The following is a 23525-nucleotide window of genomic DNA, read 5'->3' on the forward strand; positions in this document are numbered from 1 at the left end:
ACCCCCGCACACGGCACCCCCGGCTGACAGCCCGTCACCCGCCCACCCCCGCCACGGCCCCGGCCCCGCCGAGTCCGGCTGCGCCGAGTCGGGCCGCGCTGAAGTCGGCCTCGCCGAACCGTGCCCCGCCGAGTCCGGCTGCGCCGAGCCGGGCCGCGCTGAAGTCGGCCGCGCCGAGTCCGGCCGCGCTGAGGTCGGCCGCGTCGAGCCGGGCTGCGCCGAGTCCGGTCGTGCCGAGTCCGGCTGCGCCGAGCCGGGCCGCGCAGAAGTCGGCCGCGCCGACGCCGGCCCCGCCGAACCCTGCCCCGCCGAGGACGGCCGCGCCGAGTCGGGCCGCGCTGAGGTCGGCCTCGCCGAACCGTGCCCCGCAGAAGCCGGCCGCGCCTCCGGTGCGCCGCCGCGGGTCGGTGGAGTCGCGCCCTCCGGCGGTGTGTCCGCCGATACCGGACCGGCCCGGCCCGCCGTCACCGAGCTGCGGCTCTCCGCCTTCGGCCCGCACCGGGCGGCCGCCTTCCCGCTGGGCCCGGTGACCCTGTTCACCGGCCCCAGCGGCAGCGGCAAGACCCAGGCCCTGGACGCCTACCGGGCGCTGGCCGCCCTCGCCTCCGGGGCCACCCTGCGCGAGGCCTTCCCCGACCCCGCGTCCCGGGTGCCCGACCGGGCCGTCCCCGACGGCGGCGGCCGGCGCGGCTTCCGCCTCGGCTGCACGGTCGACGGCCCCTGCGGCCCCGTCCGGCTCGACCTCGCGGTCCAGGCCGAGCCGGTGCTGCGCATCGCCGGCGAACGGCTCTCCCAGGACGGCCGGATCCTGCTCACCACCGCCCTGCGCGACCCGCGCCGACGCACCCTGGAGGCCGCCTGGTTCACCGGGGGCACCGTGGGCGTGACCCGCGCGCCGATGCCCGACGACCGCCTCGGCACCGTACTGCTGCCGCTGCGCGTCGCCGGGTCCACGGCGGGCCAGCGCCGGGTGCTGGCCGCCGCCGAGCAGGCGGTGGTGGCCCTGCGCGCGGTGTTCGCCTGCGACCCGGACCCCGGCCGGATGCGGGCGCCCGTCCCGGCCGGCGAGGGCCGGCTGCGCACCGACTGCGGGAACCTGGCCGACGTGCTGCGCCGGACCCGCCACGAATGCGGCACCCGCCACGCCCTGCTGGCCGGAGCGGCGCGGACCGGCTGCGCCGGGCCGGTGGCGGGGCTGGACGTACGGGCCGCCACCGGAGGGGCCGGGCTGGTGGCGGCCGTGCTCGACCGCGGCCCCGGCCGCCCCGCCACCGGCCTGGACCGGCTTGGCGCGGGCGAACTGCGCTTCCTGGCTCTGGCCCTGGTCCTGCTCACCGGGCCCGGCGTGCTGGAGGTGGACCCGGCCGCCGAACTGCTCTCCGCCCGCCAGGCACTCACCGTCCTCGCCGACGGCCTGGACCGGGGGCTGGACCGCCGGCAGGCCGCCGAACTGCTGCGGCTGGCCGTCCTGTCCGGCGGACGCGGGCACATCAGGCTGGTGGCGGCGGTCGGCGAGGACACGGCGGGAACCGGACGCGGGGTCCCCGGCGTCTCAGTGGTAGACCTGTCCCCATGAACGACGTCCCCACGAACGGCGCGGCACCCACAGGTGACGGGCCCCCGCCCCGGCGGGACGAACGGCTGTACCAACTCCAGCGACGGCTGGCCGCCTTCGCGGCCGCCCGGGACTGGGCCCCGTACCACACGCCCAAGAACCTGGCCGTGGCCCTGAGCGTCGAGGCCGCCGAACTGGTCGAGATCTTCCAATGGCTGACCCCCGAACAGTCGGCGGCGGTCATGGAAAAGCCCGAAAGCGCACACAGAGTGGCCGACGAGGTCGCCGACGTGATGGCGTACCTGCTGCAGTTCTGTGAGGTTGTCGGGGTTGATGTGCTGGATGCGCTGGCCGCGAAGATCGAGAGAAACGAGCACCGCTTCCCGGTAACCGGTACTTCGACACCAGATCGTCACTCTTCGGAGTGATGGCGTCGTCCACAACCATGTTTGTGTCCACAGATTTCCGAATACCCCTGGCTTTACTGGCTCGTTGCCTTCACTCTGGGTAGTGGAGAACGGCGGGATGTCGTGCGGACGGGGGACGGCATATGGATGCGGTACGGCTCATCGCGGCCGGCCGGCACGCGCTGGCACGGAGCGGGGAGGCATGGGGCATCGTGGGCGAGGCCTGGCAGGCCCAGGCGCTCGCCCAGGGCGTGGGGAGCTGGCTGGCGGTCACCGGGCCGCCCGAGCTCAGAGCGGAGGCGCGGGGACTGGGGGAAGCCGGCGGCAGAGGGTGCGGGGTCATCGACCGGGCGGCCCTGAGGGGCGAGGGAAGACCGCCCGAACAGCCGCCGAGGGCGGCGCAGCTCACGGGGACGGCCGACATACGGCAGGCGCTGCTCGGGCTCCAGGAGCTGCTCGGCGAGGTCGGCATAGCCCTCGTCGGGGTGGCCTGCGCGACGGACGACGAAGGCCTGTACTGGCAGTGCATAGAGTCGATCGACGCGGCGGACGAGTCGAGCGACCGGGTGCGGACACTGCTGCGCCGGATGGCGGCCGTGCCCCAGCGGGGCTCGGCGTCGGGCGTGAGCTGAGCCGAGGCGGGCCCGGGCGGGCGGGTGCGCTGCCGAGGGTCCCGCCGTGCGTGACGGGACCCCCGCGCGGTCAGAAGGACCGGTCGGAGTGGCGGTCGGAGCGGAGCTCGCCCTCGTACGTCCGGCCCCCGGGGGCCGCCGGCGCGGCCGGCAGGGTGCGGTCCGCGGAGTGCTGGAGGTCGGCGTCGAGCTGGGAGAGGTCGGCGTTCAGCGCCGCCATCAGCTCCTCCATCTGCTGGAGCAGGCCTTTCGGCGCGCCGCCCTGGGCGGGTGCCGGGGACTCCTGGCGTGCGTGGTCGTGTGCAGCCTGTCCGGTCTGTCCGGGATGCTCTGGCGCGGACTCGTGGGACATGGCGGCCTCCTCGGCCCTGGCCCTTCCGGTACGGAAGGGGGCGGTGGACGCATCGACGGGAGGCCGCCGGCGCGCGGGCCGGGCGGTCCGGCTCCGTCCGAGCCAACGATCCCCATCCGCGCTGGTCACTGGCGGGGCGGGGGGCGGCCCTTCCGGTTGACGAAGATTCACCATTCCTAGCGATGTTGGCCGCTGTTGGCCGGATCGCCGTAAACCGGGCTGGCCGGTTGTCCCCCCGAACGGTCTTGGGAGACGGGGAGCAGCGCGAGCGGGTCGCTTCGGTCCCTGCAGGTCTTGGTGCCTTGGTGGGGCGTGCCTGTGGTCCTTGGCGGGCTCGTGGTCCCGCGTGCCCTCGGGTGGGGGACGGTCTGGCCGGTAGCTCTCCGCACCACGATCCTCTGGTCGTGTGCGGTCACACCGGGCCGACGCCGTAGCCCGTGTCCGAGGGCGCGCCTGCCGATCGCCACTGCGGCCGCGTGGTGGCCGGTGACGACGGTCGTCTTCGACTGCTGCTGGAGAGGCTGCCTCCAGTGCTGTGCTCCCCAACGGGAGGTGTAGGCGGGGTCGACCGCGACGACGACGAGCCCGGCATGGTGGGCCATGCCTCGCACTCGTTCCCGGAAGCGGGCGGTGGGGAGGCCGGCGACCGTGCGGCGGAAGGCCTTGCCGCGTTTGCCGCGGCCCATGGTTTCGCGGCCGGTGGCGCGGGCGTCGTCGAAGCCGAGGTTTTCGATCGCCAGACCGGCGCAGTCGTTCGTCTTGGCGAGGTGGATGAGTTCGCTGATCGCCTGCCGCAGTCGTCCGTCGCGCTGCGATGCGGGTCCGGTCAGGTTGGTGGGGACGGTAACGGGCTGGTCCACTGGATTGCCGTGCGCGTCGATGACGCATGCGGCGAGGTGGCCAGCGTTGAGGTCCACGGCCAGCAGCCGCACACCGGTGGCAGCCAGCTCGACCGGGCTGGGCAGGACCGTATTCGGCGTGGACCAGGACGCGTCGAGGTACCAGCGGCCACGGTCGGGGTCGTGGGTGATGTCGTAACGCACGGCGCGGTGGGCGGTGACCCGGTCCAGCCACTCGCCCCGGCGGTGGTGGAAGGTGACGGTGCAGGTGAGGCGGTAGCGGCCGCGTGGCGCGTTCGCCAGGTGCCGCAAGGGTTCGGGAAGAACGATCGTGACCGTGCCGTCGACCGGGTCCACGCTGATCGTGTAGTTCCCGTACGGGGCCCCGGACTCCCCGTCGGCAGTCAGGAAGAGACGGGCCGCCTCCCACCGCTCCCGCCACCCGGATTCGCTGAGACCGGCGTCCGTCAGGTGGTGCCGCACCTTCGCCAGACGGCGGCCACCCACAACGACTGCTGGATGCCCAGCGTCGATACGAGCCTCCACATCGGCCAGACGCGCGGTGAGGACCTGCAACCGGCGCTGCTTCTGTGCCCGTTCGGCCCGGCTTGGGTAGCCCCGGACACCGCCCGCACGCTGCCCGCACGGCACCGCCAGACGCTGACGAATCTTGCTAGTGGCCCGGCGCAGGGAGGCCCGCTCATGGAACAGGCACTGCAGGGAGAGCTGGTACTGGTCCTCACTGGTGCGGGTGATCGCCCCCGCCCAGCGCGAAGACGACACCCTCGTCAGCACCCGCTTACGCTCGGCCCGCCGATTCTCCCTCACCGCCACCTTGCCGATCCGCACCCGCTCGGCAAGATCGGCACGGGCGCACCCGCCGAGATGTTCGCCGACGACCCGCAAGACGCGGGCCTCCTCGGCGGACACGCGCAGACGATCCCTGATCCGCGCACCTGCGGGAGCAGACACGGTGAACGGCGCGACCAGCTCGCGCAGCGCACGCTTCCGCTTTCCCCGACCGCGCGCCATCGGCCCCCTCCTCATCCTCTACGGCAGCACGGACGTTCCCTGCTCAGACTGACGTCTCAACAAGCCATCGGTCCCTGCAACGCCTCCCGTTCACCCGTACGAGGCAGTCGACGGCCAGCCACGGCCAACAGCCAAATGAACTGCCGACCACCCGGCAGGGGTGGGGAGGGCAGGATGGAGGGCATGGATCTCCGCGTTTTCACCGAACCGCAGCAGGGTGCGAGTTACGACACCCTCCTGACCGTCGCCAAGGCAACCGAGGACCTGGGCTTCGACGCGTTCTTCCGATCGGACCACTACCTGCGGATGGGCTCCGTCGACGGCCTGCCGGGGCCCACGGACGCCTGGATCACCCTCGCCGGCCTGGCCCGGGAGACGAAGCGGATCCGGCTGGGCACGCTGATGACGGCCGGGACCTTCCGGCTGCCCGGCGTCCTCGCGATCCAGGTGGCACAGGTCGACCAGATGTCCGGCGGCCGGGTGGAACTGGGCCTGGGCGCGGGCTGGTTCGAGGAGGAGCACAAGGCGTACGGGATCCCCTTCCCCGCGGAGCGCATGGCCCGGCTGGAGGAACAGCTGGCCATCGTCACCGGGATGTGGGCCACCGAGCCCGGCGCCGCCTTCGACCACCGGGGGGTCCACTACCGGGTGGAGAACTCCCCGGCGCTCCCCAAGCCCGCCCAGGCCAAGGTGCCCATCCTCGTCGGCGGCCACGGCGCACGGCGCACCCCCCGCCTCGCCGCCCGCTACGCGGACGAGTTCAACATGCCGTTCGCCTCGGTGGAGGACAGCCGCCGGCAGTTCGCCCGGGTCCGGGAGGCCGCCGCCGCGGCCGGCCGCAAGGCGGACGAACTCGTCTACTCCAACGCCCTGGTGGTGTGCGTCGGCAAGGACGACGCCGAGGTCGCCCGCCGGGCCGCCGCCATCGGCCGCGAGGTCGACGAGCTGAAGGCCAACGGCCTGGCCGGCTCCCCGGACGAGGTCGTCGAGAAGCTCGGGACCTACTCGGCCATCGGCTCCTCGCGCGTCTACCTCCAGCTCCTCGACCTCGCCGACCTGGACCACCTGGAGCTGGTCTCCGCCCGCGTCCTGCCCCAGCTCGGCCGGTAGGGCCGCCGCCGTGCCGCGTGCGACCGGCCCGCTCGCCGAAGCCCTGGCCCGCAGGGCCGTGCTCCTGGACGGCGGGCTCAGCAACCAGCTCGCCGACCAGGGCTGCGACCTGTCCGGGGGGATGTGGACGGGCCGGGTGCTCGCCGAGCGCCCGGGCCAGGTGCTCGCCGCCCACACGGCGTACGTCCGGGCCGGCGCCGAGGTGCTGATCACCGCGAGCTACCAGGTCGGCCACGAGCCGGACCTGCTGGAGCGGAGCGTGCGGGTGGCCGGCGCGGCCGCCCGGGCCGCCGACCGGGAGGTCTGGGTGGCCGCCTCGGCGGGCCCGTACGGGGCGCTCCTGGCGGACGGCTCCGAGTACCGCGGCCGGTACGGGCTCACGGAGGCGGAGCTGGCCGACTTCCACCGGCCCCGGATCGGGGCGCTGCTGGCGGCCGGCCCCGACGTCCTGGCGCTGGAGACCGTCCCCGACGTCCTGGAGGCGCGGGCCCTGCTGCGGGTGCTCGCCGGTACGGGCGCCCGCGCCTGGCTCACGTACACGGTCGCGGGCGGCCGCACCCGGGCCGGCCAGCCGCTCGCCGAGGCGTTCGCCCTGGCGGCGGCCGCCCCCGAGGTGATCGCGGTCGGCGTCAACTGCTGTGATCCCGAGGACGTCCTGCCCGCTCTGGAAGCCGCCGCCTCCGTCACCGCCAAGCCGCTGGTGGCCTATCCGAACGACGGCTCCGTCTGGGACGCCGCCAGCCGCAGCTGGAACGCCCCCGCCCCCGCCGCCACCGCCCCCTGGCCCGTGGAGGCGTGGCGCGCGGCCGGCGCCCGGCTCGTCGGGGGATGCTGCCGCATCGGCCCGGACCGCATCGCCGCACTGGGGCCGCTCCTGGCGTGATCCGGGGCGACGGCAAGGGGGCGCGGCCGACTATCACTCGATCGGGTGAAGGCCCTTTATGGTCGGCTCCTGCTGGGATAGGCAGGACAGATGAAGCGCACCAGCAGGACGGGCGCCGCCGCCAGGCGCCGCATCACCCGCTCCAGGGCGTGCGGGGAGAAGAAGCAGTTCGCGAACGAGGCCGCGGCGGAACACGCCGCGAGCGAGATGCACCGGATCCAGCCGTGGCAGCACGAGCGGATCGCCTATCTGTGCCCCTACAGCGGCACCGAGCCGCACTGGCACATCGGCCGCCCGCTGAACATCCCCAAGCAGCGCTGACCCGACCCCAGGGGAGGACCTCGCGGAACGGCGGCCGGACCACCCGCAGGGCGGGCCGGCCGCCACCCGGAAATACGTTCGCACCGACGGTGGTGCGCGGGACATGCTGGAGCGCATGTTCCTGACGATCAGCACCACCGGCACGACGGAGAATCCGGCCACTGACCTGGGATTCCTGCTGCACAAGCATCCCGGCAGGGCACAGGCCTTCTCCACCTCGCACGGCACCGCCCACGTGTTCTACCCCGAGGCCACGGCCGAACGGTGCACGGCGGCGCTGTTGCTGGAGGTGGACCCCGTCGCGCTCGTCCGGCGCGGCCAGGGCAAGGGACGGGGCGGAGCGCCGGACGCCGCCCTCGCCCAGTACGTCAACGACCGCCCGTACGCGGCCTCCTCGCTGCTCGCCGTCGCGCTCAGCGGGGTCTTCCGCACCGCCCTCAAGGGCCAGTGCTCCCTGCGCCCCGAACTGCCGGGCCGCACGCTCCCGCTGCGGATCGAGATCCCGGTGCTGCCCGCCCGGGGCGGCCCGGAGATGGTGGGCCGCCTGTTCGGCCCGCTGGGCTGGGACCGGGTGGAGAGCACGCCGGTCGCGCTGGACGAGCGGTTCCCGGAATGGGGCGACAGCCGTTACGTGCGGCTCGTGCTGGAGGGCGGGGCCAGGCTGGAGGACGCCCTGCGCCAGCTGTACGTGCTGCTGCCGGTGCTCGACGACGCCAAGCACTACTGGGTCGCCCCCGACGAGGTCGACAAGCTGCTGCGCGCGGGCGACGGCTGGCTGGCCGGGCACCCCGAGCACGCGCTGATCACCGCCCGCTACCTGGCCCGCCGCAAGGAGCTCACCCGCGACGCCATGGAGCGCCTGGAACTGGCCCGGCTGGCCGAGGCCGACGGGAGCGAGGCCGAGGAACTCGACAACGCCGTGGCCGCGGCCCCGGACGGCGCCGACGCGGCCCCCGAGGTCCCGGGCACCCCGGAGCGGGCCGTCCCGCTCGCCGTGCGCCGGCGGGACGCGATCCTCGGCGCACTGCGCGAGGCCGGCGCCCAGCGGGTGCTCGACCTCGGCTGCGGCGAGGGACACCTCGTGCGGGCCCTGCTCAAGGACCCGGCGTACACCGAGGTCCTCGGCGTCGACGTGTCCGTGCGGGCCCTGACCATCGCCGCCCGCCGGCTGCGGCTGGAGCGGATGGGGGAGCGCCAGAGTTCCCGCGTCCGGCTCCTGCAGGGCTCGCTCGCCTACACCGACAAGCGGCTGGCGGGCTACGACGCGGCCGTGCTCAGCGAGGTCATCGAGCACCTCGACCTGCCCCGGCTGCCCGCGCTGGAGTACGCCGTCTTCGCCGCGGCGCGCCCCCGCACCGTCCTCGTGACCACCCCGAACGTCGAGTACAACGTCCGCTGGGAGTCCCTGCCCGCCGGACACGTACGCCACCGCGACCACCGCTTCGAGTGGACCCGCGAGGAGTTCCGCGCCTGGGCTGCCCGCGTCGCCGGCCGGTACGGCTACACCGTCGCCCACGTACCCGTCGGCGACGAGGACCCCGAGGTCGGAGCCCCGACCCAGATGGCCGTCTTCACCGCCGCGGAGACGGCCGCCACCCGGACGGCCGCCACCGAGACCGCCGCCACCGAGACCCTGAAGGAGGGTGAGGCAGCATGACCACCCCCACCACCGACCGCCCGGCCGCCCGGCCGGCACACCGCGTGCTCCCCGTCACCGACCTGTCCCTCGTCGTCCTCGTCGGCGCCACCGGATCGGGCAAGTCCACCTTCGCCCGCAAGCACTTCAAGCCCACCGAGATCCTCTCCTCCGACTACTGCCGGGGCCTGGTCGCCGACGACGAGAACGACCAGGGCGCCAGCAAGGACGCCTTCGAGGTGCTCCACTACATCGCCGGCAAGCGGCTCGCCGCCGGACGACTGACCGTCGTGGACGCCACCAGCGTCCAGAAGGAGTCCCGCCGCGAGCTCGTCCGCCTGGCCCGCGAGCACGACGTCCTGCCCATCGCGATCGTCCTCGACATGCCCGAGTCGGTCTGCGCCGAGCGCAACGCCGCCCGCCCCGACCGGGCCGGCCTGCCCCGCCGCGTCATCCAGCGGCACCGCTCCGAGCTGCGCCGCTCCCTGCGCGGCCTGGAACGCGAGGGCTTCCGCAAGGTGCACGTCCTGCGCACGGTGGAGGAGGCCGAGTCCGCCGAAGTGGTGCTGGAGAAGCGCTTCAACGACCTCACCCACCTCACCGGCCCCTTCGACATCGTCGGCGACATCCACGGCTGCTCCTCCGAGCTGGAGACCCTGCTCGCCAAGCTCGGCTACGAGGACGGCGTCCACCCCGCCGGCCGCACCGCCGTCTTCGTCGGCGACCTCGTCGACCGCGGCCCCGACAGCCCCGGCGTGCTCCGCCGGGTGATGGGCATGGTCAAGTCCGGCAACGCCCTGTGCGTGCCCGGGAACCACGAGAACAAGCTCGGCCGTTACCTCAAGGGGTCCAAGGTCCAGCAGACGCACGGCCTCGCCGAGACCGTCGAGCAGCTCTCCCGCGAGAGCGACGAGTTCGTCAAGGAGGTCAGGGAGTTCATCGCCGGCCTGGTCAGCCACTACGTCCTCGACGGCGGCAAGCTGGTCGTCTGCCACGCCGGGCTGCCCGAGAAGTACCACGGCCGCACCTCCGGCCGGGTCCGCTCGCACGCCCTGTACGGCGAGACCACCGGCGAGACCGACGAGTTCGGCCTGCCCGTGCGCTACCCGTGGGCCGAGGACTACCGCGGCAAGGCCGTCGTGGTCTACGGCCACACCCCGGTCCCGGACACCACCTGGATCAACAACACCATCTGCCTCGACACCGGCGCCGTCTTCGGCGGCCGGATGACCGCCCTGCGCTGGCCCGAGCGCGAACTGGTCGACGTACCGGCCGAGAAGGTCTGGTACGAGCCGGTCAAGCCGCTCGCCGCCGAGGTGCCCGGCGGCCACGACGGGCGCCCCCTCGACCTGGCCGACGTCCACGGCCGGCGGGTGGTGGAGACCCGCCACCTGGGCAACGTCGGCGTCCGCGAGGAGAACGCGGCCGCCGCCCTGGAGGTCATGAGCCGCTTCGCGGTGGACCCCCGGCTGGTGCCCTACCTGCCGCCGACCATGGCGCCGACGGCCGCCTCCCAGGAGGAGGCCCGCGGCGGAGCCGCTGACGGGGGCTTCCTGGAGCACCCCGCCGAGGCCTTCGCCCAGTACCGGGCCGACGGCATCGGCCGGGTGGTGTGCGAGGAGAAGCACATGGGCTCCCGCGCCACCGTCCTGCTGTGCCGGGACGCGGAGACGGCCCGCGCGCGGTTCGGCGTGGAGGACGGCCCCACCGGCTCCCTCTACACCCGCACCGGCCGCCCGTTCTTCCCGGACCCGGAGCTCACCGAGGAGTTCCTCGCCCGGCTGCGCACGGCGGTCGACCGCGCGGGCCTGTGGGAGGAACTCGGCACTGACTGGCTGCTGTTCGACGGGGAACTGCTGCCCTGGTCCCTGAAGTCCACGGGCCTGCTCCGCAACCAGTACGCGGCCGTGGGCGCCGCCTCCCGCGCCGTCCTGCCGGACGCGGTCGCCGCCCTGGAGGCGGCCGCGGCCCGGGGCGTGGACACCGGCGCGCTGCTGGAGCGCCAGCGCGGGCGGGCCGCCGACGCCGCCGCGTTCACCGAGGCGTACCGGCGCTACTGCTGGAGCACCGACCGGCTGGACGGCGTACGTTTCGCGCCGTTCCAGCTGCTCGCCGCGGCCGGCCGGTCGCTGGCGGCCGTCCCGCACGACGAGCAGCTCGCCTGGCTGGACCGCCTCGCGGACGCCGACGGGGGCACGGACGCGCCGCTGCTGCGCCGCACCCGCCGGGTGTACGTGGACACCGGCGACGAGGAGTCCGTCCGCGCGGGCACCGAGTGGTGGCTGGAGCTGACCGCAGCCGGCGGCGAGGGCATGGTCGTCAAGCCGCTCCAGGCGTACGCCCGGGACGGGAAGGGCCGGCTGGTCCAGCCCGGGGTGAAGGTCCGCGGGCGCGAGTACCTGCGGATCGTCTACGGGCCGGAGTACGCGCGCCCGGAGCAGCTGGAGCGGCTGCGCCACCGGTTCCTGGGCCACAAGCGCTCGCTCGCGCTGCGCGAGTACGCGCTCGGCCTGGAGGCGCTGGACCGGCTGGCGGCGGGGGAGCCGCTGTGGCGGGTCCACGAGCCGGTGTTCGCCGTGCTGGCCCTGGAGTCGGAGCCGGTCGACCCGCGCCTGTGACCCGGCGCTCGGTTCGGGGCGGGCGTAAAGCGGGAGCCCCCGTACGGCCTCGAATTAGGTCGTATGGGGGAACTTTCCCGCGGAAGTCCGGGGAAAGCGGCGGCGGGATCGTTCATCCAGGGCAGCGGAGTGTCCGCGACCCAGGAAGGACGGAACGTCACCTATGAAGATGACCGCGCGCGGAAGCATTGCGGCGCTCATGACCTGTATGGCCGCGGCCGGCGCGGCCTCCCCGGCCGTGGCCGACTCGGTCCCGGTGGGTGTCCCGCTGGAGGCGGTGGAGACCACGCTGGGCCTGCCGGCCCCGCACCTGGCCACGGGTGTCCCGGTGCCGATGGTCGGCGCCCCGGAGTCGCCCCGGTTCCACCAGGGCGACCTGCTGCCCACCCCACTGCTCCCGGTGGTGCCGATCGCCGCCGACCTCGGAGCCACCCGGGTCGCCTCGGTGGTGCCCAACCTGATGGGCGAGCCCGAGACGGACGGCGAGGGCTCCCTGGAGTCCCCGGCCACCACCCTCCTCACCCGCACCCCCGGTGCGGTCGTCGGCGCCCCGCTGACGATGCCGGACGCGAGCAACAACGGCGTCCCCAACCTGGCCGTCCCGAAGCTGGGCCTGACCGCCCCGGACGTCATCGGCACCCCGACGGCACTTCTCGGCCTGCGCTGAGCGGGTACTGCCGAGGCGGGGTCGCAAAGCCGCCCGGTCTGGGAATGTGTACGCCATGGGATTCCATGTCGACTCCGAGACCGGGCGGCTGCGCCGCGTCATCCTCCACCGGCCCGACCTGGAGCTGAAGCGGCTCACACCAAGCAACAAGGACGCCCTGCTCTTCGACGACGTGCTGTGGGTGCGCCGGGCCCGCCAGGAGCACGACGGGTTCGCGGACGTCCTGCGCGACCGCGGCGTCGCCGTCCACCTCTTCGGCGACCTGCTCCGCGAGGCGCTCGACGTCCCCGAGGCGCGGCACCTCGTACTGGACCGGGTCTTCGACGAGAAGGAGTACGGTCCGCTCGCCACCGACCACCTGCGCGCGGTCTTCGACGGGCTGCCCTCCGCCGCCCTCGCGGAGGCCCTGGTCGGGGGGATGACCAAGAGGGAGTACCTGGAGCGGCACGCCGAGCCGTTGTCGGTGCGCTTCCACGCCCTCGACATGGACGGCTTCCTGCTGGGGCCGCTGCCCAACCACCTCTTCACCCGCGACACCTCCGCCTGGATCTACGACGGGGTGTCCATCAACGCCATGCGCTGGCCCGCCCGCCAGCGCGAGACCGTGCACTTCGAGGCGATCTACCGGCACCACCCGCTGTTCACCGGTTCCGGCGCCTTCCACTACTGGTCGCAGGGGCAGGCCGACTACCCCTCGACCATCGAGGGAGGGGACGTCCTGGTCATCGGCAACGGCGCCGTGCTGATCGGGATGAGCGAGCGGACCACCCCGCAGGCGGTGGAGATGCTCGCCCGGGGCCTGTTCGCGGCCGGGTCGGCCTCCGTCATCGTGGCCCTGGACATGCCCAAGCGGCGGGCGTTCATGCACCTGGACACGGTGATGACGATGGTCGACGCAGATACGTTCACTCAGTACGCGGGGCTCGGCATGCTGCGCTCCTACACGATCCGGCCGGGCGAGGGGCCGGGCGAGCTGAGGGTCAGCGACCACCCGCCGGAGCACATGCACCGGGCCATCGCGGCCGCGCTCGGCCTGGACAAGGTGCGGGTGCTCACCGCCACGCAGGACGTGCACTCGGCGGAGCGCGAGCAGTGGGACGACGGGTGCAACGTGCTGGCCGTGGAGCCGGGGGTGGTCGTCGCCTACGAGCGGAACGTCACCACCAACACCCACCTGCGCAAGGAGGGCATCGAGGTGATCGAGATCCCCGGCAGCGAGCTGGGGCGCGGCCGGGGCGGCCCGCGCTGCATGAGCTGCCCGGTGGAGCGGGACGCGGCGTGACGGCCGGGGCGTGACGGAGGGCGCGTGACGGCCGTCGTGTGACGTGATCCACTGTCCCGTATATGAATGCAGAGGATCGTATAGACTTCCAGCATCCCCTGTCAGCGCACTCTGGAGCGTCCCCATGGCCACCGACCTCTTCGGCCGCAGTTTCCTCAAGGAGCTCGACTTCACCGCCGCCGAGTTCCGCGGCCTCGTCGAGCTCGCGGCCGAACTCAAGGCGGCCAAGAAGGCCGGGACCGAGCAGCGCCGGCTCCAGGGGAAGAACCTCGCGCTGATCTTCGAGAAGACCTCCACGCGCACCCGCTGCGCCTTCGAGGTCGCCGCTGCCGACCAGGGCGCCCACACCGTCTACCTCGACCCCTCCGGTTCCCAGATGGGCCACAAGGAGTCCGTCCGGGACACGGCGCGGGTGCTCGGCCGGATGTTCGACGGCATCGAGTACCGGGGCGACAGCCAGCAGGCCGTGGAGGAGCTGGCCGCCCACTCCGGCGTGCCCGTCTTCAACGGCCTCACCGACGACTGGCACCCCACCCAGATGCTCGCCGACGTGCTCACCATGACCGAGCACAGCACCAAGCCGCTGGACCGGATCTCCTTCGCCTACCTGGGCGACGCCCGCTTCAACATGGGCAACTCGTACCTGGTGACCGGCGCCCTGCTGGGCATGGACGTGCGCATCGTCGCGCCGAAGGCCTACTGGCCGGCCGACGCCGTCGTGGCCCGGGCCCGCGAGCTCGCCGCCGTCAGCGGGGCCCGGATCACCCTGACCGAGGAGGTCGCGCAGGGCGTCGCGCAGGCCGACTTCGTGGCCACGGACGTCTGGGTCTCGATGGGCGAGCCCAAGGAGGTCTGGGACGAGCGGATCGCGGCCCTGGTGCCGTACGCCGTCACCATGGACGTGCTGCGCGCCACCGGGAACCCGGACGTGAAGTTCCTGCACTGCCTGCCCGCCTACCACGACCTGGGCACCAAGGTGGCCCGGGAGGTCCACGAGCGGCACGGCCTGGACTCGCTGGAGGTCACGGACGAGGTGTTCGAGTCCGCGCACTCCGTCGTCTTCGACGAGGCCGAGAACCGGCTGCACACCATCAAGGCCGTCCTCGTCGCGACGCTCGCCCACCCCGCCGCGTAGCCGGCCGGGCACGCAGCCGCATACTCATGCGGGCTGCGGGCTGCGGGCTGCGGGCTGCGGGCTGCGGGCTGCGGGCGACAGCCGTGGGGTGGCGCGGACTCAGGCGGTCGCCGTCGCCCGGCTCGGCAGGGTGAACCAGACGGCCTTGCCGCGCGCGGTGGGCCGGTGGCCGCAGGCCGAGCTGAGGGCCCGGATCAGCAGCAGTCCGCGGCCGCCCTCCTGCCACGGGTCGGGCGGCGGCCCGGGACGGCCGGCCGTGAGGTCGCCCGGCGGCCCGGGATCGCCGTCGTGCACCTCCACCTGGCAGCCGCCCGGCCGCAGTTCCACGACCAGCTCGATCGGGGCGGCCCCGGCGGTGTGCTCGATGGCGTTGGCCACCAGCTCGGCGGTCAGCAGCTCCGCCGTGTCGCTGTCGGGGCACCGGTCGAGGTCGGTGAGCGCGGTGCGGATCAGGGCGCGGGCCATCGGTACGGCGGCGGTCGTGTGGGGGAGGGCGATCCGCCAGGCGGAGCTGTCGTGCACGGCGGGTCCGTCCTTCCGTGAGGGTGGGGGGCGGGGGCAGTCCTGGATTCAACAATACGGACCGGGCCGGAGCCCCCGTAGGGCACCCCGGCGCAACGCCGGGGGACCAGGGGCGGGGGCGGGCCGGACCTTCGGCCCGTGTGCCGTGCCGCGCCGCCCCGTCCCGCGCCGTACCGCCGCCGGGGTGACCACTTGTCGCGTTTCTCTGACGACGGTCACGATTCGGTGATAGCTTCGATGGCGTGAGTCCCTTCACCGGTTCCACACCAGAGACCGAACGGTGGCGCCACCTGCGGGTGACCCGGCAGGACGGCGTCGCCACCGTCACCCTCGACCGCCCCGAGAAGCTGAACGCGCTCACCTTCGGCGCCTACGCCGACCTGCGCGATCTGCTCGCCGAACTGTCCCGCACCCGCTCCGTGCGCGCCCTCGTCCTCGCCGGCGAGGGCTGCGGCTTCTGCTCCGGCGGGGACGTGGACGAGATCATCGGCGCCACCCTCGCCATGGACACCGCCCAGCTCCTCGACTTCAACCGGATGACCGGCCAGGTCGTCCGCGCGATCCGCGAATGCCCCTTCCCGGTGATCGCCGCCGTGCACGGGGTGGCCGCCGGCGCCGGGGCCGTCCTCGCCCTCGCCGCCGACTTCCGGATCGCCGACCCCTCCGCCCGCTTCGCCTTCCTCTTCACCCGCGTAGGCCTCTCCGGCGGCGACATGGGCGCCGCCTACCTGCTGCCCCGCGTCGTCGGCCTCGGCCACGCCACCCGGCTGCTGATGCTCGGAGAGCCCGTACGCGCCGCCGAGGCCGAACGGATCGGCCTGCTCAGCGAACTCGTCGACGAGGGCAAGGCCGACGCCCGCGCCGCCGAACTCGCCGCCCGCCTCGCCGCCGGCCCCGCCCTCGCCCACGCCCAGACCAAGGCCCTGCTCACCGCCGAGCTGGACATGCCCCTGGCCGCCTCGGTGGAACTCGACGCCAACACCCAGGCCCTGCTGATGAACGGCCGGGACTACGCCGAGTTCCACGCCGCCTTCACCGCGAAACGGCCCCCGGAGTGGAAGGGCAGGTAGCCGCATGTCCGCGAGCGCCATGAGGGTCGCCGTCGTCGGCGGCGGACCCGGCGGGCTCTACGCCGCCGCACTGCTGGCCCGCCGGGGGCACGCGGTGGAGCTCTGGGAACGGGGCGCCCCCGACGACACCTTCGGCTTCGGCGTGGTGCTCTCCGACGAGACCCTCGGCGGCATCGAACGCGCCGACACCGTCGTCCACGCCGCCCTCGCCGCCGAGTTCGTCCGCTGGGACGACGTGGACGTCGTCCACCGCGGCCGGCTGCTGACCTCCGGCGGCCACGGCTTCGCCGCCCTCGGCCGCCGACGGCTCCTGGAGATCCTCCACGAACGCTGCGCCGGCCTCGGCGTACGCCTGCGCTTCCGTGCCGAGGCACCCGACGCGTTCGCGCTGGCCGGCGCGTACGACCTGGTGGTCGCCGCCGACGGGGTGCACAGCGCCACCCGCGCGCGCGGCGCCGCGCACTTCCGGCCCACCGAGACCCCCGGACGCTGCCGGTACGTCTGGCTCGCCGCCGACTTCGCCTTCGACTCCTTCCGCTTCGAGATCGCCGAAACCGAACACGGGGTCATGCAGCTGCACGGCTACCCGTACGCACCCGACGCCTCCACCGTCATCGTCGAGATGCGGGAAGAGGTGTGGCGGGCGGCCGGCCTCGACCTGTGCGACGAGGCCGAATCGGCCTCCCGCTGCGCCAAGACCTTCGCCGAGGCCCTGCACGGCCGGCCGCTGCGCGGCAACCGCTCCGCCTGGACCCGCTTCCGCACCGTCGTCAGCGCACACTGGTCGCACGGCAACGTGGTGCTCCTCGGCGACGCCGCGCACACCGCCCACTTCTCCATCGGCTCCGGCACCAAACTCGCCGTCGAGGACGCCCTCGCCCTCGCCGAGGCCCTCGACCGGCTGCCCGACGTCCCCTCCGCCCTCGCCGCCTACGAGGAGGAGCGGCGCCCGGCCGTGGCCAGCACCCAGCGCGCCGCCGCCGCCAGCATGCGCTGGTTCGAGGACCTCGCCGGATACGTGGACCAGCCCGCCCGGCAGTTCGCCTTCAACCTGCTCACCCGCAGCCGCCGCGTCACCCACGACAACCTGCGGCTGCGCGACGAACGGTTCACCCGGGCGGTGGAACGCGACTTCGGCTGCCCCGAGGACGCCGACGGCACGGGAACCCCGCCCATGTTCACCCCGTTCACCCTGCGGGGCCTCACCCTGCGCAACCGCGTCGTGGTCTCGCCGATGGACATGTACTCGGCCGAGGAGGGCGTCCCCGGCGACTTCCACCTCGTCCACCTCGGCGGGAGGGCCCTGGGCGGAGCCGGGCTCGTCATGACGGAGATGGTGTGCGTCAGCGCCGAAGGCCGCATCACCCCCGGCTGCGCCGGGCTGTGGACCGCGGAGCAGGCGGCCGCCTGGAAGCGGATCGCCGACTTCGTCCACACCTCCGCGCCCGGTACGGCCCTCGGCGTCCAGCTCGGCCACTCCGGCCGCAAGGGCTCCACCCGGCTGATGTGGGAGGGCATGGACGAACCGCTCCCGGACGGCAACTGGCCCCTGGTCGCCGCCTCCGCACTGCCCTACAAGGCCGGGGTCTCCGCCGTCCCGCGCGCCCTGGAGGCGGCCGACCTCGCCGCGATCCGCTCCGACTTCGCGGCCGCCGCGGTCCGCGCCGCCGACTGCGGCTTCGACCTGCTGGAACTGCACTGCGCGCACGGCTACCTGCTGTCCGGGTTCCTCTCCCCGCTCACCAACCACCGCGACGACGCCTACGGCGGCCCCCTGGAGAACCGGCTCCGCTTCCCCCTGGAGGTCTTCGACGCCGTCCGCGAGGTGTGGCCCGAGGAGCGGCCGATGACGGTCCGCCTCTCCGCCACCGACTGGGCCCCCGGCGGCACCACGCCCGAGGAGGCCGAACGGATCGCGGCCGCCTTCGCCGCCCACGGCGCGGACGCCGTCGACGTCTCCACCGGACAGGTCGTCGCCGAGGAGGCCCCGGAGTACGGCCGCTCCTACCAGACCCCCTACGCCGACCGGATCCGCAACGCCCTCGGCGTCCCCGTCATCGCCGTCGGCGCGATCTCGTCCTGGGACGACGTCAACTCCCTGCTGCTGGCCGGCCGCGCCGACCTCTGCGCGCTCGGCCGCCCCCACCTGTACGACCCGCACTGGACGCTGCACGCCGCCGCCGAACAGGGCTACGCCGGCCCCGGAGCCCCCTGGCCCGCCCCCTACCGCGCCGGCAGCCGCAGGCCCCCGACCGGCAAGGGATAGCTCAGACCGCCTCCAGGACGACGCGTTCCTCCACCGGGGTGTAGCCCAGGCGGCGGTAGACGCCGTTGCTGGTGGGGTTGGCCAGGTCGGTGAAGAGCAGTACCTCGGCCGCCCCGGCGGCGTACGCGGCCCGGCTCGTCGCGTGCGTCACCCCGGCGGCGTAGCCGCGGCCCCGGCCGGCGGGCGGGGTGTAGACGGGGCCGATGCGGCAGGCGCCGCCGATCGGGCGGGAGAAGCCGGCCAGCGACACCGGCCGGCCGTCGAGCTCCCACAGCAGCAGCCCGCCGTACGAGAGCCGGTCGCGCAGCCGGCCCTCGGCGGGGCTCGCGGGAATGCCGCACTCCCGGTCGAAGGCCTCGGTCCACTCCAGCAGCAGGGGCAGGTCCGGCTCGGCGGCGGCCCGGGCCCGGCCCGCGGGGGCGGGGTCCGGTGCGGCCAGGGTGCCCAGCCGGTACAGGCGCAGCTCCTCGACGACCCGGGCCGGCGGCCCCCACGCCGCCGCCAGCGTCCGCGCGTCGGCGCGGCGGGCGTTGAAGGCGCCGACGCGGCCGCGCAGCGGGTCGGAGCCGAGTTCCCCGGCCAGGGCCCGGACGGCCTCGGGGGGCACGGCGCCGAGCAGCAGCGGGAACGGCGGGGTGTGCAGCAGGGCCCCCTCGACGGCCCCGTCCGCGCCGGTCCACCAGCCGAACAGGGGACCGGTGCCGCCGAAGGCCCGCGGGCCCCGCCGCTCCAGGGCGTCGGTGACGGTCAGCAGGGTGGTGTTGACGACGGGCTGCGCGGCCACGGCCGGGCGCGCGGCGGCCAGATAGGCCGCCAGATCAGTGCTGAAGGTCCATGTCATGCCCCATGCTGGCGTCCCCGGTCGCCCGCCCGCACCGCAATTTCCGCCCGCGGGGGACGGCCTACGGCCGCTGCCGCACGAAGCGGGCGCCGAGGTCGCGCAGCCGGGTGTGGAGCTCGGCGAAGACGGCCGCGGAGCGGTCGCCCGGCCAGTTGTCCGGGAGCAGTTCGCGGGGCAGGCCCGGGTCGGCGTAGGGGAGCCGCCGCCAGGTGTCCAGGGCGGCCAGGTAGTCCCGGTAGGCGGCCTCGGGGGTGGGGCCGGGGCCCGACTGGAGGGCGCGCAGGACCGGTTCGTGCCGGTCGAGGAACTCCTCGTGCTGCTTGGCCAGGGCGGCCAGGTCCCACCAGCGGGCCACCGCCTCGGCGGTGGGGGCGAAACCGGCGTGGGCGCCGCGGAAGAGCTCCACGTACCCGGTCAGGTGCAGCCGCTCCAGGGTGTGTCCGGTCTCCTCGGCCAGCTGGGCGGGGGCGATCCACACGCCCGGCGCCACCGCCCCGAAGCCCAGTCGGGCCAGGCGCGAGCGCAGCAGGTGCCGCTTGTGCCGCTCCTGCTCCGGGACGGAGAACACCGCGACCAGCCACTCCGGGGACACCGGTACGGTCCCGTAGATCCGCCGGTCCCCGTCCTCCAGCAGCAGCCGGGCCTCCTCGGACGGCTCGTACCCGGCCGAACCGTCGGCGGCCCGCGCGGGCACCAGGAACCCGCGCCGCTTCAGCCGGGACACCGAGGAGCGGACGGAGGGCGCGTCGACGCCGGCCGCGCCCAGCAGGCGGACCAGCGCGGACACCGGGACGGCGCCCTCGAAGGACCGCCCGTAGGCGCCGTAGAAGGTGACGATCAGGGATCGCGGAGTGTGCTGCTCGACCACGGGTTCACTCTAGATCGCGGAGCCGGAAGCGTTGCAGTTTGCCGGTGGGGGTGCGCGGCAGCGCGGGCAGGAAGACGAAGGAGCGCGGGCACTTGTGCGGGGCCAGCTCGCCCTTCATGAACGTCCGCAGGGCCTCCTCCGTCAGCACCGCCCCGTCGCGGGGCACGGTGTACGCCACCACGATCTGCCCGCGCCGCTCGTCCGGGCGGCCGACGACGGCGGCCTCCGCCACGTCCGGATGGCGCAGCAGGGCCTCCTCGACCTCGGGGCCGGCGATGTTGTAGCCCGAGGAGATGATCATGTCGTCGGCGCGGGCGACGTAGCGGAAGTAGCCGTCGGGGTCGCGGACGTAGGTGTCGCCGGTCAGGTTCCAGCCGTCCCGGACGTACTCGCCCTGCCGGGGGTCGGCGAGGTAGCGGCAGCCGACCGGCCCGCGCACCGCCAGCAGCCCCGGCTCGTCGTCGGCGACGGGCCGCCCGCAGGGGTCCACCACCCGGGCCTCCCAGCCGGGCACCACCCGGCCGGTGGTGCCGGGGCGGATGTCCCCGTCGGCGGCGGAGATGAAGATATGCAGCAGCTCGGTGGCCCCGATGCCGTTGATGATCCGCAGGCCGGTGCGCTCGTGCCAGGCCCGCCAGGTCGCGGCGGGCAGGTTCTCGCCGGCCGACACGCAGCGGCGCAGCGCCGACAGGTCGTAGGCGCCCGTGTCGTACGGGCCCAGGGTGTCCAGCATCGACCGGTAGGCGGTGGGCGCCGTGAACAGGACGGTCACCCGGTGTTCGGCGAGGGCCGGCAGCAGCACCCTGGGCGTGGCCTGCTCCAGCAGCAGCGCGCTGGCGCCGGCGCGCAGCGGGAAGACGACCAGTCCGCCGAGGCCGAAGGTGAACCCGAGCGGGGGACTGCCCGCGAACACGTCGTCGGGGCGCGGGCGCAGGACGTGGCGGGAGAAGGTGTCGGCGACGGCGAGGAGGTCGCGGTGGAAGTGCATGCAGCCCTTGGGCCGGCCGGTGGTCCCGGAGGTGAAGGCGATCAGCGCGACGTCGTCGGCGGAGGTCTCGACGGCCCGGTAGGGCCCGGTGCGGGCCTGGGCGAGGCGCAGCAGGTCGTCCTCGGCCGTGCCGCCGTAGGGGGTGATCCGCAGGCCGGGCACCTCGGCCTTGGCCAGGTCGTCCAGGACGTCGACGTGGCACAGGGCGTGCCGTACCTCGGCCATGGCGCAGACGGTGGCCAGTTCCTGGGCGCGCTGCTGGGCCAGTACGGTGACGGCCACCGCGCCCGCCTTCATCACCGCCAGCCAGCAGGCCGCGAGCCAGGGGCCGGTGGGTCCGCGCAGCAGCACCCGGTTGCCGGGGACGACGCCGAGGTCGATGGTGAGGACGTGGGCCAGGGCGTCGACGCGCTCGCGGAGCTCTGCGTACGACCACACGCCGCCGGCGCCGTCGCGGAAGGCGGGCCGGTCCGGTCCGAACCGTTCGATGGTGGCGTCGAGCAGTTCGGTGCCGCAGTTCAGCCGGTCCGGGTAGGCCAGTTCGGGCAGCTCGAACAGGAGCTGCGGCCAGGCGTGGGCGGGCGGCAGGTGGTCACGGGCAAAGGTGTCGGCATGGGCGGATGGCTTGAGCTCCAAGGCGGGTTCGCCCCCTTGCAACGTCCGGATTTTGTGGTGGAGCCGGCCGTGCGAATACGTTCCGAGCGTATCGTGATGGTGACGGCAGTCAACAGGACGCGATAAGAGTGTCGACAGGACGTGGGGGCATTCGGATGGCCGCATTCGCGCTCGGGGCGGAACAAGAGGAATGGTGCGCCCGGTTGCGCGCCCTCGCGCGGGAGCGGCTGCGGCCGCTCGCCGAGAAGGGCGAGCCCGGACGGGTGAACCGGCCGCTCCTCGCCGAGCTGGGGGAACTGGGTCTGCTGGAACGGGTCTTCGGGTCGGGGGCGCTGGAGCTGTGCCTGCTGCGGGAGTCCCTCGCCTACGGCTGCACGGAGGCGGAGACCGCCCTCGCCCTCCAGGGGCTCGGCGCGCACCCGGTGCTCCGGTCGGGCAGCGCCGCCCAGCGGGAGCGGTGGCTCCCGGGGGTCCGGGCCGGCCGGCAGGTGGCGGCGTTCGCACTGAGCGAGCCGGGTGCCGGCTCCGACGCCGCGGCCCTCGCCCTGACGGCGCGGGCGGACGGGCCGGGCTGGCGCCTGACGGGCACCAAGTGCTGGATCTCCAACGCCCCCGAGGCCGACTTCTACACCGTCTTCGCCCGTACGGGTGAGGCGCCGGGAGCGAAGGGCATCACGGCCTTCCTGGTCCCCGCGGACCGCCCGGGACTGACCGGCGAGGCCCTGGAGATGCTCTCCCCGCACCCGATCGGCTCGCTCGCCTTCGACGGCGTGCCCGTCGGCCGCGAGGACGTGCTGGGCGGGCCCGGGCAGGGGTTCCGCGTCGCGATGGAGACCCTGAACCTCTTCCGGCCCAGCGTGGGCGCCTTCGCGGTCGGCATGGCGCGCGCCGCGCTCGACGCGACCGTGGCCCACACGGCCGGCCGGACCGCCTTCGGCGGAGTGCTCGCCGACCTCCAGGCGGTCGCGCACCGCGTGGCGGAGATGGCCACCCGCACCGAGGCCGCCCGGCTGCTGGTGTACGCGGCGGCCGGCGCGTACGACAGCGGCGCCCCCGGCGTGCCGGGCCGGGCCGCCATGGCCAAGCTCCTCGCCACGGAGACGGCCCAGTACGTGGTGGACCACGCCGTCCAGCTGCACGGCGCGGCCGCCCTGCGCCGGGGCCACCTGCTGGAGCACCTCTACCGCGAGGTGCGGGCGCCCAGGATCTACGAGGGGGCGAGCGAGGTGCAGCGCACCATCATCGCCAAGGAGCTCTACCGGGGGGTGGCGGCGCGATGAGTCCCGAACGCCTCAACCCCCCGGAGCTGTCCCCGGCCACCGGCTTCTCCCACGCGGTGTCGGCCACCGGCTCGCGCATCGTCTTCCTGGCCGGCCAGACCGCGCTGGACGGCTCCGGGAAGGTGGTCGGCGACAGCCTGCCCGAGCAGTTCGAGCGGGCCCTCGCCAACCTGCTGACCGCCCTCGCGGCGGCCGGCGGCCACCCCGGCGACCTGGCCCGGGTGACGGTGTACGCGGTGGACGTGGAGGAGTACCGCGCGCACGCCGCCGAACTGGGCCGCGTCTGGCGCCGCCTCGCGGGCCGCGACTACCCGGCGATGGCGGTCGTCGGGGTGGTCCGCCTGTGGGACACCGAGGCCCGGCTGGAACTGGACGGCATCGCGGTGCTCCCGTAGGCGGTGCTCCCGCGGGCGCCCGGCCCGGCCGGATCACCACCGTGCCCGTCCGGATCGGCGAACAGCCGCTGAGCGGGACCTCCGGCCCCACCTGACGGCCTGACAGCCGGCCCTGCGGCCGGAGGCCGCCTCGAGAAGTACTGAACTGGTGTGCGCACAGGTCTTGCCAGTGCAATTTCACATTACTATGTTACAGCTCACACCGCGGCAC

At 74.3% G+C, this 23525-nt stretch carries 22 protein-coding genes; 15 read left to right on the forward strand and 7 right to left on the reverse strand.

Annotation, left to right across the window (positions count from 1 at the left end; all coding sequences use genetic code 11):
• Nucleotides 1-34: 34 nt before the first annotated feature.
• Nucleotides 35-499, reverse strand: coding sequence for a hypothetical protein (locus D1J60_RS37445; RefSeq protein ID WP_164720784.1), 465 nt, complete (start codon nucleotides 497-499; stop codon nucleotides 35-37).
• On the opposite strand from D1J60_RS37445, the gene D1J60_RS27300 reads away from it, so the two are divergent.
• From D1J60_RS27300 to D1J60_RS27310, 3 genes are all read left to right on the forward strand, one after another.
• Complete coding sequence (locus D1J60_RS27300) at nucleotides 431-1576, forward strand: ATP-binding protein (RefSeq protein WP_125824203.1); 1146 nt, start codon at nucleotides 431-433, stop codon at nucleotides 1574-1576. The genes D1J60_RS37445 and D1J60_RS27300 overlap by 69 nt on opposite strands.
• Nucleotides 1577-1641: 65 nt before the next feature.
• On the forward strand, nucleotides 1642-1983 hold the full coding sequence (locus D1J60_RS27305; protein WP_125598216.1) for a nucleotide pyrophosphohydrolase: 342 nt from the start codon (nucleotides 1642-1644) through the stop codon (nucleotides 1981-1983).
• A 122-nt stretch (nucleotides 1984-2105) separates the two neighbouring features.
• Nucleotides 2106-2594 (forward strand): DUF6099 family protein, encoded by a 489-nt coding sequence (locus tag D1J60_RS27310; protein WP_125822863.1) that lies wholly within the window; start codon nucleotides 2106-2108, stop codon nucleotides 2592-2594.
• Between the two features lie 70 nt (nucleotides 2595-2664).
• On the opposite strand, the gene D1J60_RS27315 is transcribed toward D1J60_RS27310, so the two are convergent.
• Nucleotides 2665-2946 (reverse strand): hypothetical protein, encoded by a 282-nt coding sequence (locus D1J60_RS27315; RefSeq protein ID WP_206436690.1) that lies wholly within the window; start codon nucleotides 2944-2946, stop codon nucleotides 2665-2667.
• A gap of 176 nt (nucleotides 2947-3122) precedes the next feature.
• The gene (locus D1J60_RS27320) at nucleotides 3123-4817 is read right to left on the reverse strand and encodes a hypothetical protein (RefSeq protein ID WP_241253409.1); all 1695 of its coding nucleotides are present in this window, start codon (nucleotides 4815-4817) and stop codon (nucleotides 3123-3125) included.
• Nucleotides 4818-5000: 183 nt separating this feature from the next.
• On the opposite strand from D1J60_RS27320, the gene D1J60_RS27325 reads away from it, so the two are divergent.
• The 8 genes from D1J60_RS27325 (at nucleotide 5001) to argF (ending at nucleotide 14469) form a co-directional block, all read left to right on the forward strand.
• The gene (locus D1J60_RS27325; RefSeq protein WP_125598187.1) at nucleotides 5001-5927 is read left to right on the forward strand and encodes an LLM class F420-dependent oxidoreductase; all 927 of its coding nucleotides are present in this window, start codon (nucleotides 5001-5003) and stop codon (nucleotides 5925-5927) included.
• Nucleotides 5928-5937: 10 nt separating this feature from the next.
• Nucleotides 5938-6810 carry a homocysteine S-methyltransferase gene (gene mmuM, locus D1J60_RS27330; protein ID WP_125822864.1) on the forward strand — a complete coding sequence of 291 codons (873 nt, stop codon included), beginning with the start codon at nucleotides 5938-5940 and terminating at the stop codon, nucleotides 6808-6810.
• 90 nt (nucleotides 6811-6900) lie between these two features.
• Entirely contained in the window at nucleotides 6901-7131 is a 231-nt protein-coding gene (locus tag D1J60_RS27335; protein ID WP_125822865.1) for a hypothetical protein, read from the forward strand.
• Between the two features lie 115 nt (nucleotides 7132-7246).
• Nucleotides 7247-8788 (forward strand): 3' terminal RNA ribose 2'-O-methyltransferase Hen1, encoded by a 1542-nt coding sequence (locus D1J60_RS27340; protein ID WP_125824205.1) that lies wholly within the window; start codon nucleotides 7247-7249, stop codon nucleotides 8786-8788.
• Nucleotides 8785-11385 (forward strand): polynucleotide kinase-phosphatase, encoded by a 2601-nt coding sequence (locus D1J60_RS27345; RefSeq protein WP_125822866.1) that lies wholly within the window; start codon nucleotides 8785-8787, stop codon nucleotides 11383-11385. The genes D1J60_RS27340 and D1J60_RS27345 overlap by 4 nt, the downstream gene beginning before the upstream one ends.
• 163 nt (nucleotides 11386-11548) lie before the next feature.
• On the forward strand, nucleotides 11549-12052 hold the full coding sequence (locus D1J60_RS27350) for a hypothetical protein (RefSeq protein ID WP_125822867.1): 504 nt from the start codon (nucleotides 11549-11551) through the stop codon (nucleotides 12050-12052).
• A gap of 55 nt (nucleotides 12053-12107) precedes the next feature.
• On the forward strand, nucleotides 12108-13334 hold the full coding sequence (locus D1J60_RS27355) for an arginine deiminase (protein ID WP_125598200.1): 1227 nt from the start codon (nucleotides 12108-12110) through the stop codon (nucleotides 13332-13334).
• A 124-nt stretch (nucleotides 13335-13458) separates the two neighbouring features.
• Nucleotides 13459-14469: an ornithine carbamoyltransferase gene (argF, locus tag D1J60_RS27360; protein ID WP_125822868.1), complete on the forward strand. Its 1011-nt coding sequence runs from the start codon at nucleotides 13459-13461 to the stop codon at nucleotides 14467-14469.
• Nucleotides 14470-14568: 99 nt separating this feature from the next.
• Here argF and D1J60_RS27365 read toward each other — a convergent pair whose 3' ends face one another.
• The gene (locus D1J60_RS27365) at nucleotides 14569-14934 is read right to left on the reverse strand and encodes an ATP-binding protein (RefSeq protein ID WP_241253610.1); all 366 of its coding nucleotides are present in this window, start codon (nucleotides 14932-14934) and stop codon (nucleotides 14569-14571) included.
• A gap of 299 nt (nucleotides 14935-15233) precedes the next feature.
• Here D1J60_RS27365 and D1J60_RS27370 point away from each other — a divergent pair, with 299 nt between their 5' ends.
• Nucleotides 15234-16061, forward strand: coding sequence for an enoyl-CoA hydratase family protein (locus D1J60_RS27370; RefSeq protein WP_125822870.1), 828 nt, complete (start codon nucleotides 15234-15236; stop codon nucleotides 16059-16061).
• A gap of 4 nt (nucleotides 16062-16065) precedes the next feature.
• The gene (locus tag D1J60_RS27375) at nucleotides 16066-18327 is read left to right on the forward strand and encodes a bifunctional salicylyl-CoA 5-hydroxylase/oxidoreductase (protein ID WP_125822871.1); all 2262 of its coding nucleotides are present in this window, start codon (nucleotides 16066-16068) and stop codon (nucleotides 18325-18327) included.
• Nucleotide 18328: 1 nt separating this feature from the next.
• Here the strand turns inward: D1J60_RS27375 and D1J60_RS27380 are convergent, their stop codons facing one another.
• The 3 genes from D1J60_RS27380 to D1J60_RS27390 form a co-directional block, all read right to left on the reverse strand.
• Nucleotides 18329-19168, reverse strand: coding sequence for a GNAT family N-acetyltransferase (locus D1J60_RS27380; protein ID WP_125822872.1), 840 nt, complete (start codon nucleotides 19166-19168; stop codon nucleotides 18329-18331).
• 61 nt (nucleotides 19169-19229) lie between these two features.
• Nucleotides 19230-20036, reverse strand: coding sequence for a PaaX family transcriptional regulator C-terminal domain-containing protein (locus D1J60_RS27385; protein ID WP_125594753.1), 807 nt, complete (start codon nucleotides 20034-20036; stop codon nucleotides 19230-19232).
• Nucleotides 20037-20040: 4 nt separating this feature from the next.
• A complete protein-coding gene (locus tag D1J60_RS27390; protein WP_125822873.1) occupies nucleotides 20041-21660 on the reverse strand; it encodes an AMP-binding protein in 1620 nt (539 codons plus the stop codon).
• 134 nt (nucleotides 21661-21794) lie between these two features.
• Here D1J60_RS27390 and D1J60_RS27395 point away from each other — a divergent pair, with 134 nt between their 5' ends.
• Entirely contained in the window at nucleotides 21795-22919 is a 1125-nt protein-coding gene (locus D1J60_RS27395) for an acyl-CoA dehydrogenase family protein (protein ID WP_125594751.1), read from the forward strand.
• Nucleotides 22916-23314, forward strand: coding sequence for a RidA family protein (locus D1J60_RS27400; RefSeq protein ID WP_125594750.1), 399 nt, complete (start codon nucleotides 22916-22918; stop codon nucleotides 23312-23314). Before D1J60_RS27395 ends, D1J60_RS27400 begins: the two co-directional genes overlap by 4 nt.
• The last annotated feature ends 211 nt before the right edge of the window (nucleotides 23315-23525 follow it).

Origin of the sequence: Streptomyces sp. W1SF4, from assembly GCF_003950035.1 — a bacterium.
Taxonomy (GTDB): Bacteria; Actinomycetota; Actinomycetes; order Streptomycetales; family Streptomycetaceae; genus Streptomyces; species Streptomyces racemochromogenes.

Excerpts from the sequence above, each read along its gene's own strand:
- D1J60_RS27340 (WP_125824205.1), top strand. The coding sequence starts at position 7,247 with ATGTTCCTGACGATCAGCACCACCGGCACGACGGAGAATCCGGCCACT.
- D1J60_RS27345 (WP_125822866.1), top strand. The coding sequence starts at position 8,785 with ATGACCACCCCCACCACCGACCGCCCGGCCGCCCGGCCGGCACACCGC.
- D1J60_RS27395 (WP_125594751.1), top strand. The coding sequence starts at position 21,795 with ATGGCCGCATTCGCGCTCGGGGCGGAACAAGAGGAATGGTGCGCCCGG.
- D1J60_RS27325 (WP_125598187.1), top strand. The coding sequence starts at position 5,001 with ATGGATCTCCGCGTTTTCACCGAACCGCAGCAGGGTGCGAGTTACGAC.
- D1J60_RS27310 (WP_125822863.1), top strand. The coding sequence starts at position 2,106 with ATGGATGCGGTACGGCTCATCGCGGCCGGCCGGCACGCGCTGGCACGG.
- D1J60_RS27320 (WP_241253409.1), bottom strand. The coding sequence starts at position 4,817 with ATGGCGCGCGGTCGGGGAAAGCGGAAGCGTGCGCTGCGCGAGCTGGTC.
- argF (WP_125822868.1), top strand. The coding sequence starts at position 13,459 with ATGGCCACCGACCTCTTCGGCCGCAGTTTCCTCAAGGAGCTCGACTTC.
- D1J60_RS27400 (WP_125594750.1), top strand. The coding sequence starts at position 22,916 with ATGAGTCCCGAACGCCTCAACCCCCCGGAGCTGTCCCCGGCCACCGGC.
- D1J60_RS27335 (WP_125822865.1), top strand. The coding sequence starts at position 6,901 with ATGAAGCGCACCAGCAGGACGGGCGCCGCCGCCAGGCGCCGCATCACC.
- D1J60_RS27380 (WP_125822872.1), bottom strand. The coding sequence starts at position 19,168 with ATGACATGGACCTTCAGCACTGATCTGGCGGCCTATCTGGCCGCCGCG.
- D1J60_RS27315 (WP_206436690.1), bottom strand. The coding sequence starts at position 2,946 with ATGTCCCACGAGTCCGCGCCAGAGCATCCCGGACAGACCGGACAGGCT.
- D1J60_RS27365 (WP_241253610.1), bottom strand. The coding sequence starts at position 14,934 with ATGGCCCGCGCCCTGATCCGCACCGCGCTCACCGACCTCGACCGGTGC.
- D1J60_RS27350 (WP_125822867.1), top strand. The coding sequence starts at position 11,549 with ATGAAGATGACCGCGCGCGGAAGCATTGCGGCGCTCATGACCTGTATG.
- D1J60_RS27375 (WP_125822871.1), top strand. The coding sequence starts at position 16,066 with ATGTCCGCGAGCGCCATGAGGGTCGCCGTCGTCGGCGGCGGACCCGGC.
- D1J60_RS27355 (WP_125598200.1), top strand. The coding sequence starts at position 12,108 with ATGGGATTCCATGTCGACTCCGAGACCGGGCGGCTGCGCCGCGTCATC.